The organism is Leclercia sp. LSNIH8 (assembly GCF_002920195.1).
In the GTDB taxonomy this organism is placed as follows: domain Bacteria; phylum Pseudomonadota; class Gammaproteobacteria; order Enterobacterales; family Enterobacteriaceae; genus Enterobacter.
This window is the reverse complement of the sequence record NZ_PQJY01000016.1, coordinates 1-14,465: the sequence shown is the minus strand read 5'-3', so window position 1 is coordinate 14,465 and position 14,465 is coordinate 1. Positions and strand designations below refer to the sequence as shown.

Below are 14,465 nucleotides of genomic sequence, written 5' to 3'. Positions count from 1 at the left end.
TTGTCTTTTATAGGCCCGGCAAGCGCAGCGCCGCCGGGCCTGCAGTCACTGTCATCGCTTTCACCTCAACTCTTCAAACTCCCGCAACCAACACTTAACCTAAATGTCACATTGATCCGCCAGCATGAGGCCACATTTGAATTGAGGCCTTACCCATGCACACTGTCATCCGCGTCGAGAAGCTGAGCAAAACCTTTCATCACAATAAGGCTCTGCATGCCGTTGATCTGACCGTCCAGCAGGGCGAAATGGTAGCGCTGCTGGGGCCGTCCGGTTCAGGTAAATCCACCCTTCTGCGCCACTTAAGCGGCCTCATCACCTGTGACAAAACCTCTGAAAGCCACGTTGAGCTGCTGGGCAATACCGTGCAGCGCGCGGGCCGTCTGGCGAGTGATATTCGCAAAAGCCGCGCCCAGACCGGCTACATCTTCCAGCAGTTCAATCTGGTCAATCGCCTGACGGTGCTGGAGAACGTGCTGATTGGCGCGCTCGGCAGCACCCCGTTCTGGCGCACCTGTCTGCGCTGGTTCTCGCCAGCTCAGAAGCAGGAGGCGCTGCAGGCGCTCACCCGCGTCGGCATGGCCCATTTCGCCCACCAGCGCGTCTCTACCCTGTCCGGTGGACAGCAGCAGCGCGTGGCGATTGCCCGGGCGCTGATGCAGAAAGCAAAAATCATTCTCGCCGATGAGCCGATCGCCTCGCTGGACCCGGAGTCGGCCCGCATCGTCATGGAAACCCTGCGCGACATTAACCGCAAGGACGGCATCACCGTGGTGGTCACGCTGCACCAGGTGGATTACGCCCTGCGCTACTGCGAGCGCATCGTCGCCCTGCGTCAGGGGCACGTCTTCTTCGATGGCGCTAGCCACCAGTTTGATAACGAACGTTTTGATCATCTCTACCGCAGCATTAACCGCGTCGAAGAGAGCGCGCAGGCTGCTTAACGTCCCCACAATGAGGAATGGAAATGAGCTATAAGACGGTTGCCGCGCTGGCCTTTACCAGCATGTTCAGCATCAGCACCCTGTTCAGCCCGGCGTTTGCAGAGGAGCAGGAAAAAGCGCTGAATTTCGGCATTATTTCGACGGAATCACAGCAGAACCTGAAGCCACAGTGGGAACCCTTCCTGAAGGACATGGAAAGCAAGCTGGGGATCAAAGTGAACGCCTTCTTCGCCCCGGACTACGCGGGCATCATCCAGGGGATGCGCTTCAATAAAGTGGACATCGCCTGGTACGGCAACCTCTCGGCGATGGAAGCGGTGGATCGTGCCAACGGTCAGGTCTTTGCGCAAACCGTGGCCGCCGACGGCTCCCCGGGTTACTGGAGCGTGCTGATCGTCAACAAAGACAGCCCGATCAACAACCTCAACGACATGCTCGCCAAACGTAAAGAGCTCACCTTTGGCAACGGCGATCCCAACTCCACGTCGGGCTTCCTGGTGCCGGGCTATTACGTCTTCGCCAAAAACAATGTCTCCACCAGCGAATTCAAACGCACGGTCAACGCCGGGCACGAAACCAACGCCCTGGCCGTCGCCAACAAACAGGTGGACGTCGCCACCAACAACACCGAAAACCTCGACAAGCTGAAGACCTCCGCGCCGGACAAGCTGAAAGAACTGAAGGTGATCTGGAAATCTCCGCTGATCCCGGGCGACCCGATTGTGTGGCGTAAAAACCTCTCCGAAAGCACCAAGGAGAAGGTGTACGACTTCTTTATGAACTACGGCAAAACCGCGGAAGAGAAAAACGTGCTGGAACGCCTGGGCTGGGCGCCGTTCCGCGCCTCCAGCGACCTGCAGCTGGTGCCGATTCGCCAGCTGGCGCTGTTCAAACAGATCCAGGGCGTGAAGGACAACAAGACGCTGAAAGAGGAAGAGAAGAACAGCAAGCTGTCTGAAATTCAGGCGCAGCTGGACGATCTCGACCGCCTGACCGCCGCGCTGGGGGCAATGACCAGCGTGACCAAAGCGGTGCAGTGATTACGTTCCCTCTCCCTTGAGGGAGAGGGAGAACAGATTAAGGAGCACACATGCAAACCATCACTCTCCCACCGCCAAAGCGCAGCTGGTTCTCGCTGATCAGCTGGGCCGTACTGCTGGCAGTGCTCGTCGTCTCATGGAAAGGGGCGGAAATGGCCCCGCTGACGCTGATCCAGGACTCCGGCAACATGGCGACCTTCGCCGCCGACTTCTTCCCGCCGGACTTCAGCCAGTGGCAGGACTACCTCAGCGAGATGGCCGTCACGCTGCAAATCGCCGTCTGGGGCACCGCCCTGGCCGTGGTGCTCTCCATTCCGTTTGGCCTGATGAGCGCCGACAACATTGTGCCGTGGTGGATTTACCAGCCGGTGCGCCGCCTGATGGACGCCTGCCGCGCCATCAACGAAATGGTCTTTGCGATGCTGTTCGTTGTCGCCGTCGGTCTCGGTCCCTTCGCCGGGGTGCTGGCGCTTTTTATTCACACCACCGGCGTGCTCTCCAAGCTACTTTCGGAAGCGGTGGAAGCCATTGAGCCCGGCCCGGTCGAAGGCATTCGCGCCACCGGTGCCAACAAAATTGAAGAAATTCTTTACGGCGTGCTGCCCCAGGTGATGCCGCTACTCATCTCCTACTCCCTCTACCGCTTTGAGTCCAACGTCCGCTCCGCCACCGTTGTCGGCATGGTGGGCGCAGGCGGGATTGGCGTCACCCTGTGGGAAGCGATTCGCGGTTTCCAGTTCCAGCAAACCTGCGCCCTGATGGTGCTCATCATCATCACCGTCAGCCTGCTGGACTTCCTCTCTCAACGTTTGCGTAAGCACTTCATCTGAGAAGCGAGGCTTTGATTTGTATGCACTTATCCAGACATCCGACCAGTTACCCCACCCGCTGGCAAGAGATTGCGGCAAAGCTCGAAGTGGAGCTGCGCACGCACTACCGCTGCGGGGATTATCTGCCTGCGGAACAGCAGCTTGCCGATCGCTATGAAGTCAACCGTCACACCCTGCGGCGGGCCATTGACCAGCTGGTGGAGCGCGGTTGGGTACAGCGCCGCCAGGGCGTCGGCGTGCTGGTGCTGATGCGCCCGTTCGACTACCCGCTCAACGCCCAGGCGCGTTTCAGCCAGAACCTGCTGGATCAGGGCAGCCACCCCACCAGCGAAAAGCTGCTCTCGGTGCTGCGTCCGGCCTCCAGTCACGTGGCGGATGCGCTGGGGATCCAGGAGGGAGACAACGTCATCCACCTGCGCACCCTGCGCCGGGTTAACGGTATTCCCCTCTGCCAGATCGACCACTACTTCGCGGATCTGGCCCTCTGGCCGGTGCTGCAACATTTCACCAGCGGCTCGCTGCATGACTTTCTGCAGGATGCCACGGGCATTGCGCTCAAACGCACCCAGACGCGCATCAGCGCCCGCCGCGCACAGGCCAAAGAGAGCAAGGTGCTGGAGATCCCCAACATGGCGCCCCTGCTCTGCGTGCGCACCCTTAACCACCGTGACGGCGAAATCAACGCGACGGAGTACTCCGTCAGCCTGACCCGCGCCGACATGATTGAATTCACCATGGAGCACTGAATGCATTTCGATACCTCCACCCGTCAGCACTGGATGGCCGTGCTCGCCCACAGCCAGCCTGCGGCGCTTGCCGCGCGGATGTCGGCGCTGAGCCTGTCGCACGCTTATGAACTGATCCGCGCCCCGGAAACCGGACTGGTGCAGATCCAGGCGCGGATGGGCGGCACCGGGGCCCGCTACTTCGCTGGCGATGCCACCCTGACCCGCGCCGTGGTGCGTCTTGCCAGCGGCACCCTCGGCTACAGCTACCTGCTCGGGCGTAACAAACCCCACGCCGAGCAGTGCGCCGTTGTGGATGCCCTGCTGCAGGAAGCCCCCCATTTTCAGACCCTGATGGAAACCCTTATTGCCCCGCTGGAAGCCGACCGCGCCGCGCGCCTTGCCGCGCGTCAGGCTGAGGTCAACAGCAGCCGGGTCGACTTCTTTACGCTCGTTCGCGGAGACAACGCATGACCCTTCAACCCGCTTTTACCCTTGCCGTGCAGGATGCCCAGCACAGTTTTCGTCGTCTGCTGAAAGCGATGAGCGAGCCGGGCGTCATCGTCTCGCTGCATCAGCTTAAGCATGGCTGGCAGCCGCTGAACCTCGCCACCACCAGCGTGCTGCTGACCCTGGCCGATAATGACACCCCGGTCTGGCTGTCGGGCTCCGTCAGCAACGATATCGTCAGCAGTAACCTGCGTTTTCATACCAGCGCCCCGCTGGTGGAGCAGCCGCAGCAGGCGGTGTTCGCCGTCGCCGACGAGCAGATCGGCCACGAGCAGCTCAACGCCCTGAGCGAGGGCAGCGCTGTGGCGCCGGAGACCAGCGCCACCCTGATTTTGCAGGTCTCCAGCCTGAGCGGCGGACGCATGCTGCGCCTGACCGGGGCCGGCATCGCCGAGGAACGGATGGTCGCCCCGCAACTGCCGGAGTGCATCATTCACGAGCTGACCGAGCGCCCGCACCCGTTCCCGCTGGGCATCGACCTGCTGCTGACCTGCGGCGAGCGCCTGCTGGCGATCCCGCGAACCACCCACGTGGAGGTGTGCTGATGTACGTTGCCGTCAAAGGGGGCGAGAAGGCGATCGCCGCCGCCCACGCGTTGCAGGAGCACAGACGCCGGGGCGATGAGCAGATCCCCGAGCTGAGCGTCGCCCAGATTGAACAGCAGTTGAACCTGGCCGTTGACCGGGTAATGACCGAAGGCGGCATCGCCGATCGCGAGCTGGCGGCCCTGGCGCTGAAGCAGGCCAGCGGTGATAACGTCGAGGCCATCTTCCTGCTGCGCGCTTACCGCACTACGCTGGCGAAGCTGGCGGTCAGCGAGCCCATCAACACCGCAGAGATGCGCCTGGAGCGCCGCATTTCGGCGGTCTATAAAGACATTCCCGGCGGCCAGCTGCTTGGCCCGACCTACGACTACACTCACCGCCTGCTCGATTTCACCCTGCTGGCAAACGGCGAAGCCCCTCGCCTTACCCCCTCAAACACCGAGCAGGACGCCGCGCCGCACGTTTTTAGCCTGCTGGCCAACCAGGGGCTGGCGAAAGCGGAAGAGGATTGCGGCGATGAGCCAGACGACATCACCCGCACGCCGCCGGTTTACCCCTGTTCACGCTCATCGCGCCTGCAGCAGCTGATGCGTGGCGACGAGGGCTATCTGCTGGCGCTGGCCTATTCCACCCAGCGTGGCTATGGCCGTAACCACCCCTTCGCCGGAGAGATCCGCAGCGGCTATATCGACATCGATATTGTGCCGGAAGAGCTGGGATTTGCGGTGAACGTCGGTGAATTGCTGATGACCGAGTGCGAAATGGTGAACGGCTTCGTCACTCCGGATAACGACGCACCGCACTTCACCCGCGGCTACGGCCTGGTGTTTGGCATGGGCGAGCGCAAGGCGATGGCGATGGCGCTGGTTGACCGCGCCCTCCAGGCCCCCGACTACGACGAGAACATTACAGGCCCGGCGCAGGACGAGGAGTTTGTACTGGCCCACGCGGATAACGTTGAGGCCGCAGGCTTTGTCTCGCACCTTAAGCTGCCGCACTACGTCGATTTCCAGGCTGAACTGGAGCTGCTTAAACGTCTGCAACAGGAGCGCGACAATGGCTAACCTCAGCGGCTACAACTTTGCTTATCTGGATGAGCAAACCAAACGCATGATCCGCCGCGCCATTTTAAAAGCGGTGGCCATCCCCGGCTATCAGGTGCCGTTCGGTGGCCGTGAAATGCCCATGCCCTACGGCTGGGGCACCGGCGGGATTCAGATCACCGCCAGCGTGATTGGCGAAGCGGATGTGCTGAAGGTGATTGACCAGGGGGCGGACGACACCACCAACGCCGTCTCGATCCGCCAGTTCTTTACGCGCGTGACGGGGGTGAACACCACCGAGCGCACCGAAGACGCCACGCTGATCCAGACCCGCCACCGCATCCCGGAGACCCCGCTCGTTGAAGATCAGATTTTGATTTTCCAGGTGCCGATCCCCGAACCGCTGCGCTTTATCGAGCCGCGCGAAACCGAAACCCGCACCATGCACGCTCTGGAAGAGTACGGCGTGATGCAGGTGAAGCTGTACGAGGATATCGCCCGCTTCGGCCACATCGCCACCACCTACGCCTACCCGGTGAAGGTTAACGGGCGCTACGTGATGGACCCGTCGCCAATCCCGAAATTCGACAACCCGAAGATGGACATGATGCCCGCCCTGCAACTTTTTGGTGCCGGCCGCGAAAAACGCATCTATGCCGTGCCGCCTTACACGCGGGTTGAGAGCCTCGACTTCGACGATCACCCGTTTATGGTGCAGGAGTGGGATGAGCCGTGCGCCATCTGCGGGTCGAAGCACAGCTATCTCGACGAAGTGGTGCTGGATGACACCGGCAAACGGATGTTTGTCTGCTCCGATACCGATTTTTGCCGCCAACAGAGCGAGGCCAACAGCCAATGAAACCGCTGCTTTCGGTCAATAACCTGACCCACCTATATGCGCCAGGCAAAGGCTTCAGCGACGTGTCGTTTGACCTGTGGCCGGGGGAAGTGCTGGGGATTGTCGGCGAGTCCGGCTCCGGTAAAACCACCCTGCTGAAATCCCTCTCGGCGCGCCTGACGCCGCAGAACGGCGACATTCTCTATGACGGCCACTCGCTGTATGGCATGAGCGAGGCCGAGCGCCGTCGCCTGCTGCGCACCGAGTGGGGCGTGGTGCATCAGCATCCGATGGATGGCCTGCGCCGCCAAGTGTCGGCGGGGGGCAATATCGGCGAACGGCTGATGGCGACCGGCGCGCGCCATTACGGCGACATCCGCGCGACGGCGAAACAGTGGCTGGAGGAGGTAGAGATCCCGGCGTCGCGTATCGACGACCTGCCCACCACCTTCTCCGGCGGGATGCAGCAGCGCCTGCAGATCGCCCGCAACCTGGTTACCCATCCGAAGCTGGTCTTTATGGATGAACCCACCGGCGGGCTGGACGTGTCGGTGCAGGCCCGCCTGCTGGATCTGCTCCGCGGTCTGGTGGTGGAGCTGAACCTGGCAGTGGTGATTGTCACCCATGATTTAGGCGTCGCCCGCCTGCTAGCGGACCGTCTGCTGGTGATGAAGAGCGGCGAGGTGGTGGAAAGTGGGCTGACCGACCGGGTGCTCGACGATCCCCATCATCCCTACACCCAGCTGCTGGTGTCATCGGTATTGCAGAACTGATTTTGCTGTTGCCGGGTGGCGGCTTCGCCTTACCCGGCCTACGAACCGCGCTCTATGTAGGCCGGGTAAGCGAAGCGCCACCCGGCAAGAAAACGCCACGAGGCCAAGATGATCCACGTACAAAACGTAAGTAAGACCTTTGTGCTCCACCAGCAAAACGGCGTGCGCCTGCCGGTGCTGCAGAATGCCTCTCTGAAAGTGAACAGCGGCGAATGCGTGGTGCTGCATGGCCACTCCGGCAGCGGCAAATCGACCCTGCTGCGCTCCCTGTATGCCAACTACCTGCCGGACGAAGGCCATATCCATGTGCGCCACGGCGACGAATGGGTCGATCTGGTGCAGGCCCCGGCGCGTAAGGTGCGGGATGTCAGGCGCACCACCATTGGCTGGGTCAGCCAGTTTTTACGGGTGATCCCGCGCGTTCCGGCGCTGGAGGTGGTGATGCAGCCGCTGCTGGATCTCGGCGTGCCGCGGGACACCTGCGCCGCCAAAGCCGCCAGCCTGCTGACGCGCCTCAACGTACCGGAGCGCCTGTGGCATCTCGCCCCCTCCACCTTCTCCGGCGGCGAGCAGCAGCGGGTCAACATCGCCCGCGGCTTTATCGTCGATTACCCGATTTTACTGCTCGATGAACCGACCGCCTCGCTGGATGCCAAAAACAGCGCAGCGGTTATTGAACTGATCGAAGAGGCCAAAGCGCGTGGCGCGGCGATCGTCGGGATCTTCCACGACGACGCGGTGCGGGATCGCGTGGCGGATCGTCTGCACCCGATGGGGATCACCGCATGATCGTGAACAACGTAAAACTGGTGCTGGAAAACGAGGTCGTTGACGGCTCCATCGATATTCAGGACGGCATCATTCGCGCCTTTGCCGAAACCCAAAGCCGCCTGCCGGAAGCGATGGACGGTGAAGGCGGCTGGCTGCTGCCGGGGCTGATTGAGCTACACACCGACAACATGGATAAGTTCTTCACCCCGCGACCCAAAGTCGACTGGCCAGCCCATTCGGCCATGAGCAGTCACGACGGGATGATGGTCGCCAGCGGCATCACCACGGTGCTGGATGCGGTGGCGATTGGCGACGTGCGCGACGGCGGCGATCGTCTTGAGAATCTGGAGAAGATGATCAATGCCGTGGAGGAGACGCAGAAGCGCGGCCTCAACCGCGCCGAGCACCGCCTGCACCTGCGCTGCGAGCTACCCCATCACACCACCCTGCCGCTGTTCGAGAAGCTGGTGAACCGTGAGCCGGTGACCCTGGTGTCGCTGATGGACCACTCTCCGGGCCAGCGCCAGTTCGCTAACATCGAAAAGTATCGCGAATATTATCAGGGCAAATACGCCCTCAACGACGCGCAGATGGCGCGCTACGAAGAGGAACAGCTTCAGCTTGCTGCCCGCTGGTCGCAGCCCAACCGCCAGGCCATTGCCGCCCTCTGCCGGGCGCGCAATATCGCCCTCGCCAGCCATGATGACGCCACCGCGGAACACGTGCTTGAATCCCGGCAGCTTGGCAGCGTGATCGCCGAATTTCCTACCACGTTCGAGGCCGCAGAGGCCTCTCGCCAGCACGGAATGAATGTGCTGATGGGCGCGCCAAACATCGTGCGCGGCGGGTCGCACTCCGGCAACGTGGCGGCAAGCACACTCGCTTCGCTCGGGCTACTGGATATTCTGTCGTCCGATTACTACCCGGCCAGCCTGCTGGATGCGGCGTTCCGGGTGGCGGACGACGAGGAGAATCGTTTTACCCTGCCGCAGGCGATCCGCCTGGTGACCCGCAACCCGGCGCAGGCGCTCAACCTGCACGATCGCGGGGTGATTAGCGAAGGCAAGCGTGCGGACCTGGTGCTGGCGCACCGTAAAGGCGAGCACATACATATCGACCACGTCTGGCGTCAGGGAAAAAGGGTGTTCTGATGGGAAGAGTGATCTGGTTAATGGGGCCTTCCGGCTCCGGAAAAGATAGCCTGCTGGCGGCGTTGCGTGAGCAGCCCCATCCACAACTGCTGGTGGCGCACCGCTACATCACGCGCGCCGCGACTGCCGGAAATGAAAACCACATCGCCCTCAGCGAGTCGGAGTTTTTTACCCGCGCGGGGCAGCACCTGTTTGCCCTGAGCTGGCACGCTAACGGCTATTATTATGGGGTGGGCCTGGAGATCGATCTCTGGCTGCACGCCGGATTTGACGTGGTGGTGAATGGTTCGCGCGCCCATCTGCCCCAGGCGCAGGCGCGCTATGCCGGGGCGTTGCTGCCCATCTGCCTGCAGGTGTCGCCGGAGATCCTGCGCAGCCGACTGCAGGCGCGTGGGCGGGAGAGCGCTAAAGAGATCGACCAGCGGCTGGCGCGCGCCGCCCGTTATACGCCGTCCGACTGCCCGATCCTTAACAATGACGGCAGTTTGCACCAGTCTGTCGACAACTTCCTTTCACTCATTAACCAGAAGGAGAAAAACCATGCCCGAGTGTGAGTTGCGCCCCGCCACCGCGGAGGACGTTGACGCGGTCTATGGCCTGATCTGTGAGTTAAAACAGGCGGAGCTTGACCGTTCGGCGTTCCATGCGGGGTTCGCGGCCAATCTGCAGGATCACAATATGCGTTACCAGCTGGCCGAACAGGATGGACACATCATCGGGATGATCGGCCTGCACATGCAGTTTCACCTGCATCACGCCAACTGGATCGGCGAGATCCAGGAGCTGGTGGTGATGCCGCAGGCGCGCGGTCTGAAGGTCGGCAGCCGGCTGCTGGCCTGGGCGGAAGAAGAGGCCCGCCACGCCGGGGCGGAGATGACCGAGCTCTCCACCAGCGTCAAGCGTCTCGATGCGCACCGCTTTTATCTTCGTGAAGGGTATACCCAGAGCCACTTCCGCTTCACCAAACCTCTGTAAGGAGGCGTCATGAGTCTGACCATTACGTTAACGGGAACCGGTGGCGCCCAGCTGGTGCCCGCTTTTGGCTGCGACTGCCCGGCCTGCCGCCGGGCGCGTTTGCAGGAAGATTATCGCCGTCGCCCCTGTAGCGCGGTGGTCAAATTCAATGATGCGGTGACGCTGCTGGATGCCGGGATCCCACACCTGATGGACGACTGGCCTGCGGGCAGTTTTCAGCAGATTTTACTCACCCATTACCATATGGATCATGTCCAGGGGCTGTTTCCGCTGCGCTGGGGGGTGGGGGCGACCATTCCGGTCTACGGCCCGCCAGATGAAGCCGGGTGCGACGACTTGTTTAAGCATCCCGGCATTCTCGACTTTAGCCATACTCTCGAGCCGTTTGTGGTCTTTGAACTCCAGGGGCTGCGGGTGACGCCGCTGCCGCTCAACCATTCGAAGCTGACTTTTGGCTATCTGCTGGAGAGCGCCCACAGCCGCGTGGCCTGGCTCTCCGATACCGCCGGGCTGCCGGAGAAAACGGTGAAGTTTCTGCTCAACAACCAGCCGCAGGCGATCGTGATTGACTGTAGCCATGCGCCGCAGGATGAGACGCCGCGCAACCATTGCGATCTGAATACAGTTATCGCGCTAAATCAGGTGATTGGCTGCCCGCAGGTGATCCTGACCCATATCAGCCATGAGTTTGACGTGTGGATGATGGACAACCCGCTCCCTGTGGGGTTTGAGGCGGGGTATGACGGGATGGTGCTGGCGCTGGACTGAAGCAATGCCGGGTGGCGGCTTCGCCTTACCCGGCCTACAAAACCGTAGGCCCGTGCAAGCGAAGCGCCGCCGGACACTGGCATTACCGCCGATCGTAATCCTCTTCCAGCCTGCGCTCGTCATCTTCTAAACGACGCCGATCCTCATCCAGCTGGCGCTGACGTTCATCCAGGCGACGACGGCGATCGTCCAGCTGGCGCTGGCGCTCTTCATACTGTCGGTCATCGCTGCTGCGACGCCGATCGTAACGGTCATCGTCATCGTTATTGCGGTCGCTGTTGGGGTTGTAGGCGTCGTTAATCGCCTGCTGAATATTGCCGATGGTGTCATCAACAATATCAGCGTGAGCCAGATGGCTGGTTAAAGAGAGCAAACCCAATAACAGGGCGGTAGAGTATTGTTTCATAAAGCCAGTCTCGCAGGTGAGCTGGCTTTACGGTAATAAACAGCGGGTGGAGCGAGTAGCGGAGGAATCTCAAATGCTGTCGCGAACATCCCTCATCAGGCTTCAGGCATTTCCATTGTACGAATGACAAAAAAGTTTTGCGAGATACTCGCGCCTTTGTCCACCGTTTGTAGATCGTGAACAAACCACGCGTACATTTCTGGCGGCGCCGTATCTATGGGAAACGGCTTGGGTTTACCAAGGTTTGCTGCGTGGAAGTAGTGGAGAAACCGCTTCGCACGCCACAGTGCGGGTCCATACACGTCAGGTGCAATGTCCTTGCGTCTGTCCGCCGGATTCTTTTCCATACTGTTTTGCATTTTTATGGCGGCATCCTTCACGTCATCAAGCCATCCCCAATGCTGCTGCAATATACGGAGTTCACTGGCGTACTGCCCGGCGGTCTCTTTCGCCTCTTGCGTAGTGCCAGCAAACCCTGCGGATGCGCCAGCAGAGACCAGCGTATCGCCGCGCTGCTTTTCGTATTTCAGGCATTCTGTGCGGTACTGATAGTACTGACGTCCCAGCCAGTCGATATAGCTGTCCAGATGACGGTTCTGGCATGCGGTATTTAATGAGGTAAAGGGCAGCGCGGTCTGGTACGCCTTTGCCCACTGCAGGACGGACTGGTTTTTAACGTTGTCCTGGACGATGAAATAAGCCGCCACATCCGTATCCGTTTTATCTAGTGTCTGAAAATCAGGAAAAGGCACGCCCGCCATGGTAGCCTCACGGTACATCCTGTGTAGCGCCACGCGGCAGAGTTCCGCACTGGGTTTCTGTTCGTCCGGTTTAAGACCCCCACCGATATCCTCCGCGCATCCAGGATAGAGTTCTTCCTTATGCGCCGGGTTATTGCCGGTGCGGTACAGGCAGCGCCAGACACGGGTTTCATGGGCTGCGACCAAGTGCAGGCTTTTTTCACCGCCCCAGGCAAGGGGGTGTCATGGTCGATGGATTTATCCCCCAGTAGCACACTTATTCCTCTTATCGGCCCACCAAACGCAGAGATAAAGTAATCCACGCCGTTGTTGATGCTGGCTGACGTACGCCGTGAGCAGTCAAACAGGCCGGTGAAGACAATATCGACGGGTATGCCCTGGTAAGTGTATTTGTTCCCCTCTTTCTTACAGATGTCTTTCAGCAGACTATCGAGGAATTTACGTGCCAGGGTAGCACCAAGATCGAAGCCGAACAGTGAAACAGAGATAAGTTTGATGGGAACCGGGCTTTTTTTAACAGCCTCCTTATACCCCTCTTCAAACGTTATTTTTGTGGATGTAATACGGGTATCAACGCCCGTTACCAGCATATCTGCTATCGTGGGGTGATCACGGATCCAGGGGGTTGATTCAATAATACTTTTTTGGGTAGCCTTTTTTGTAGTATCGGAGGCCAGTTTTTTCCATTCCGCAGGGTTGAGAAGTTTTTTTCCTTGGTTTTTTAAAACCTCGTACCAGTTGTTGCCTTTTATGAAATCGCTGCCCGCCTCTTTGGCCATTTCGCCAGGTTGTTCTTTTAACTCATCCTTTATGCTGCCCAAGCCGCTGTCCATGATTGTGTGAAGCTTTTCAACGACAGTTTCATTAAAAGGAGTGCCCAGTCCTGAAATGTAGAATTTATCATAGCTCTCTTTGGGAGAGTTTTGTTGAACGCTGGGATATGCTCGAAACAAGCGAGCAATATTGCTAAGACGATGCTCCGGTGCATCCTGTTCGATATTTCGATGAATTCCATCAAAAAAGAACCCTACATGCCATACCCGTGAACAGTTCCCTAAACCAGCATCTTCCGCCTGCTGAGCCCGGTTTGCTGCAGAAATGAGGCTTTCTATATCCATTAATTATTTTCCATTTTATTCGATTGTGTTTTTTCCGGATATTTTTCATAAGGTGACTATGCGTTATTGCTCCATCCCAACAGGACTTTGTCACCCGGCAAAAAATGAACGTGTAAATCATTTTCACCTTGCTTTCGTACCGGCATAGGTATTTCGATACGACGTGTTTCTTTGCGAAGCCCTGCGTTATATTGATCCCGTGTGGTACTTAAAGTCCAAATAACCTCTGCACGATCACCACTAATGCTTCCACAACACGTTGCTTTTCCACCGCCATGAGCAAATGCGTTCGCACCTGCAACACCACTCACGCTAAATCCTAAAACAGGCCTGTCGAGCTCACTGTGAATAATCAGCGTAACCGGCCCTGACGGCGGCCCCCAGACAGCCGCCCACACTGACCAGCCAAGATAAATCACCACTGGTAGCAACAGTGCACCCCAGAGCCATTTTCCCCAGCGGGCATACCCCCGGTTAACCGCACCGTCTGTTTTGTCGAACGCGTTAAAAAATCCCATTTTAATCCCTTAAAATCAGTGCGTATTCTGGCGCTGCTTTTGTGCCACCTGTGCGGCAATATCTTCAGCGGAAGGGCTGTTAAAACCCGTGCTCCACCATAAGTAGACGTTGTCATCGGGCAGGAAATAGGCATGGAGATAGTTTTCACCCCACTCACGTTTTGGCAAAGGAAGTATTAACTTGCGGATCTCTTTACGCAGCCCTGCGTCGTATTGGGCTCTGGTGGTGCTGAGTGTCCAGATCACTTCAGCCTTATCCCCGCTGATGCTGCCGCAGCAGGTGGCACCGCCCCCGCCATGAGCAAATGCGTTCGCACCTGCAACACCATTCACGCTAAACCCTAAAACAGGCCTGTCGAGATCACTGTGAATAATCAGCGTTACCGGCCCCGATGGCGGCCCCCAGACAGCCGCCCACACTGACCAGCCAAGATAAATCACCACTGGTAGTAACAGTGCACCCCAGAGCCATTTTCCCCAGCGGGCATACCCCCGGTTAACCGCACCGTCTGTTTTGTCGAACACGTTAAAAAATCCCATTTTAATCTCTTAAAATCAGTGCGTATTCTGGCGCTGCTTTTGTGCCACCTGTGCGGCAATATCTTCAGCGGAAGGGCTGTTGAAACCCGTGCTCCACCATAAGTAGACGTTGTCATCGGGCAGGAAATAGGCATGGAGATAGTTTTCACCCCACTGGCGGCCTGGCATAGGCATTACCGTGCGGCGTGTTTCTAATCTCATACCTTTAA

At 59.2% G+C, this 14,465-nt stretch carries 19 protein-coding genes and 1 pseudogene; 14 read left to right on the top strand and 6 right to left on the bottom strand.

The genetic code is table 11. The features are described from left to right. Positions 1 to 155: 155 nt before the first annotated feature. The 14 genes from phnC to phnP all read left to right on the top strand — a co-directional run bounded on the left by phnC (position 156) and on the right by phnP (position 10,913). The gene (gene phnC, locus C3406_RS24570) at positions 156 to 944 is read left to right on the top strand and encodes a phosphonate ABC transporter ATP-binding protein (protein ID WP_103825444.1); all 789 of its coding nucleotides are present in this window, start codon (positions 156 to 158) and stop codon (positions 942 to 944) included. A 23-nt stretch (positions 945 to 967) separates the two neighbouring features. Then, positions 968 to 1,984, top strand: coding sequence for a phosphonate ABC transporter substrate-binding protein (gene phnD / locus C3406_RS24565; RefSeq protein ID WP_103825443.1), 1,017 nt, complete (start codon positions 968 to 970; stop codon positions 1,982 to 1,984). Positions 1,985 to 2,034: 50 nt separating this feature from the next. Beyond that, the gene (phnE, locus tag C3406_RS24560) at positions 2,035 to 2,814 is read left to right on the top strand and encodes a phosphonate ABC transporter, permease protein PhnE (RefSeq protein ID WP_103825442.1); all 780 of its coding nucleotides are present in this window, start codon (positions 2,035 to 2,037) and stop codon (positions 2,812 to 2,814) included. Positions 2,815 to 2,834: 20 nt separating this feature from the next. Next, complete coding sequence (gene phnF, locus C3406_RS24555) at positions 2,835 to 3,560, top strand: phosphonate metabolism transcriptional regulator PhnF (RefSeq protein WP_103825441.1); 726 nt, start codon at positions 2,835 to 2,837, stop codon at positions 3,558 to 3,560. Further along, positions 3,561 to 4,013: a phosphonate C-P lyase system protein PhnG gene (gene phnG / locus C3406_RS24550; RefSeq protein WP_103825440.1), complete on the top strand. Its 453-nt coding sequence runs from the start codon at positions 3,561 to 3,563 to the stop codon at positions 4,011 to 4,013. Further along, positions 4,010 to 4,594 carry a phosphonate C-P lyase system protein PhnH gene (gene phnH, locus C3406_RS24545; RefSeq protein WP_103825439.1) on the top strand — a complete coding sequence of 195 codons (585 nt, stop codon included), beginning with the start codon at positions 4,010 to 4,012 and terminating at the stop codon, positions 4,592 to 4,594. Before phnG ends, phnH begins: the two co-directional genes overlap by 4 nt. Then, positions 4,594 to 5,658, top strand: coding sequence for a carbon-phosphorus lyase complex subunit (locus C3406_RS24540; RefSeq protein WP_103825438.1), 1,065 nt, complete (start codon positions 4,594 to 4,596; stop codon positions 5,656 to 5,658). The genes phnH and C3406_RS24540 overlap by 1 nt, the downstream gene beginning before the upstream one ends. Continuing rightward, complete coding sequence (locus C3406_RS24535) at positions 5,651 to 6,496, top strand: alpha-D-ribose 1-methylphosphonate 5-phosphate C-P-lyase PhnJ (RefSeq protein WP_103825437.1); 846 nt, start codon at positions 5,651 to 5,653, stop codon at positions 6,494 to 6,496. Before C3406_RS24540 ends, C3406_RS24535 begins: the two co-directional genes overlap by 8 nt. Continuing rightward, positions 6,493 to 7,248 carry a phosphonate C-P lyase system protein PhnK gene (gene phnK, locus C3406_RS24530; RefSeq protein WP_103825436.1) on the top strand — a complete coding sequence of 252 codons (756 nt, stop codon included), beginning with the start codon at positions 6,493 to 6,495 and terminating at the stop codon, positions 7,246 to 7,248. The genes C3406_RS24535 and phnK overlap by 4 nt, the downstream gene beginning before the upstream one ends. A gap of 108 nt (positions 7,249 to 7,356) precedes the next feature. After that, the gene (gene phnL / locus C3406_RS24525; protein WP_103825435.1) at positions 7,357 to 8,037 is read left to right on the top strand and encodes a phosphonate C-P lyase system protein PhnL; all 681 of its coding nucleotides are present in this window, start codon (positions 7,357 to 7,359) and stop codon (positions 8,035 to 8,037) included. Continuing rightward, entirely contained in the window at positions 8,034 to 9,170 is a 1,137-nt protein-coding gene (gene phnM / locus C3406_RS24520) for an alpha-D-ribose 1-methylphosphonate 5-triphosphate diphosphatase (RefSeq protein ID WP_103825434.1), read from the top strand. Before phnL ends, phnM begins: the two co-directional genes overlap by 4 nt. Continuing rightward, on the top strand, positions 9,167 to 9,724 hold the full coding sequence (phnN, locus tag C3406_RS24515) for a ribose 1,5-bisphosphokinase (protein ID WP_103825433.1): 558 nt from the start codon (positions 9,167 to 9,169) through the stop codon (positions 9,722 to 9,724). The genes phnM and phnN overlap by 4 nt, the downstream gene beginning before the upstream one ends. Then, the gene (gene phnO, locus C3406_RS24510; protein WP_103177898.1) at positions 9,711 to 10,145 is read left to right on the top strand and encodes an aminoalkylphosphonate N-acetyltransferase; all 435 of its coding nucleotides are present in this window, start codon (positions 9,711 to 9,713) and stop codon (positions 10,143 to 10,145) included. The genes phnN and phnO overlap by 14 nt, the downstream gene beginning before the upstream one ends. Positions 10,146 to 10,154: 9 nt before the next feature. Further along, on the top strand, positions 10,155 to 10,913 hold the full coding sequence (gene phnP, locus C3406_RS24505) for a phosphonate metabolism protein PhnP (RefSeq protein WP_103825432.1): 759 nt from the start codon (positions 10,155 to 10,157) through the stop codon (positions 10,911 to 10,913). Between the two features lie 82 nt (positions 10,914 to 10,995). Here the strand turns inward: phnP and yjdP are convergent, their stop codons facing one another. The 6 genes and pseudogenes from yjdP to C3406_RS24480 all read right to left on the bottom strand — a co-directional run. Continuing rightward, positions 10,996 to 11,319 (bottom strand): DDRRRQL repeat protein YjdP, encoded by a 324-nt coding sequence (gene yjdP, locus C3406_RS24500; protein WP_103825431.1) that lies wholly within the window; start codon positions 11,317 to 11,319, stop codon positions 10,996 to 10,998. 95 nt (positions 11,320 to 11,414) lie between these two features. After that, a complete protein-coding gene (locus C3406_RS26655; protein WP_233210597.1) occupies positions 11,415 to 12,080 on the bottom strand; it encodes a hypothetical protein in 666 nt (221 codons plus the stop codon). After that, positions 12,044 to 13,198 carry a hypothetical protein gene (locus C3406_RS26960; RefSeq protein ID WP_476629950.1) on the bottom strand — a complete coding sequence of 385 codons (1,155 nt, stop codon included), beginning with the start codon at positions 13,196 to 13,198 and terminating at the stop codon, positions 12,044 to 12,046. Before C3406_RS26960 ends, C3406_RS26655 begins: the two co-directional genes overlap by 37 nt. Before the next feature lie 56 nt (positions 13,199 to 13,254). Further along, positions 13,255 to 13,716, bottom strand: coding sequence for a DUF3304 domain-containing protein (locus C3406_RS24490; protein WP_103825430.1), 462 nt, complete (start codon positions 13,714 to 13,716; stop codon positions 13,255 to 13,257). A 15-nt stretch (positions 13,717 to 13,731) separates the two neighbouring features. Continuing rightward, positions 13,732 to 14,256 carry a DUF3304 domain-containing protein gene (locus C3406_RS24485; protein ID WP_103825429.1) on the bottom strand — a complete coding sequence of 175 codons (525 nt, stop codon included), beginning with the start codon at positions 14,254 to 14,256 and terminating at the stop codon, positions 13,732 to 13,734. Between the two features lie 15 nt (positions 14,257 to 14,271). After that, positions 14,272 to 14,465: pseudogene (locus C3406_RS24480) on the bottom strand (DUF2451 domain-containing protein); the annotation flags it as partial.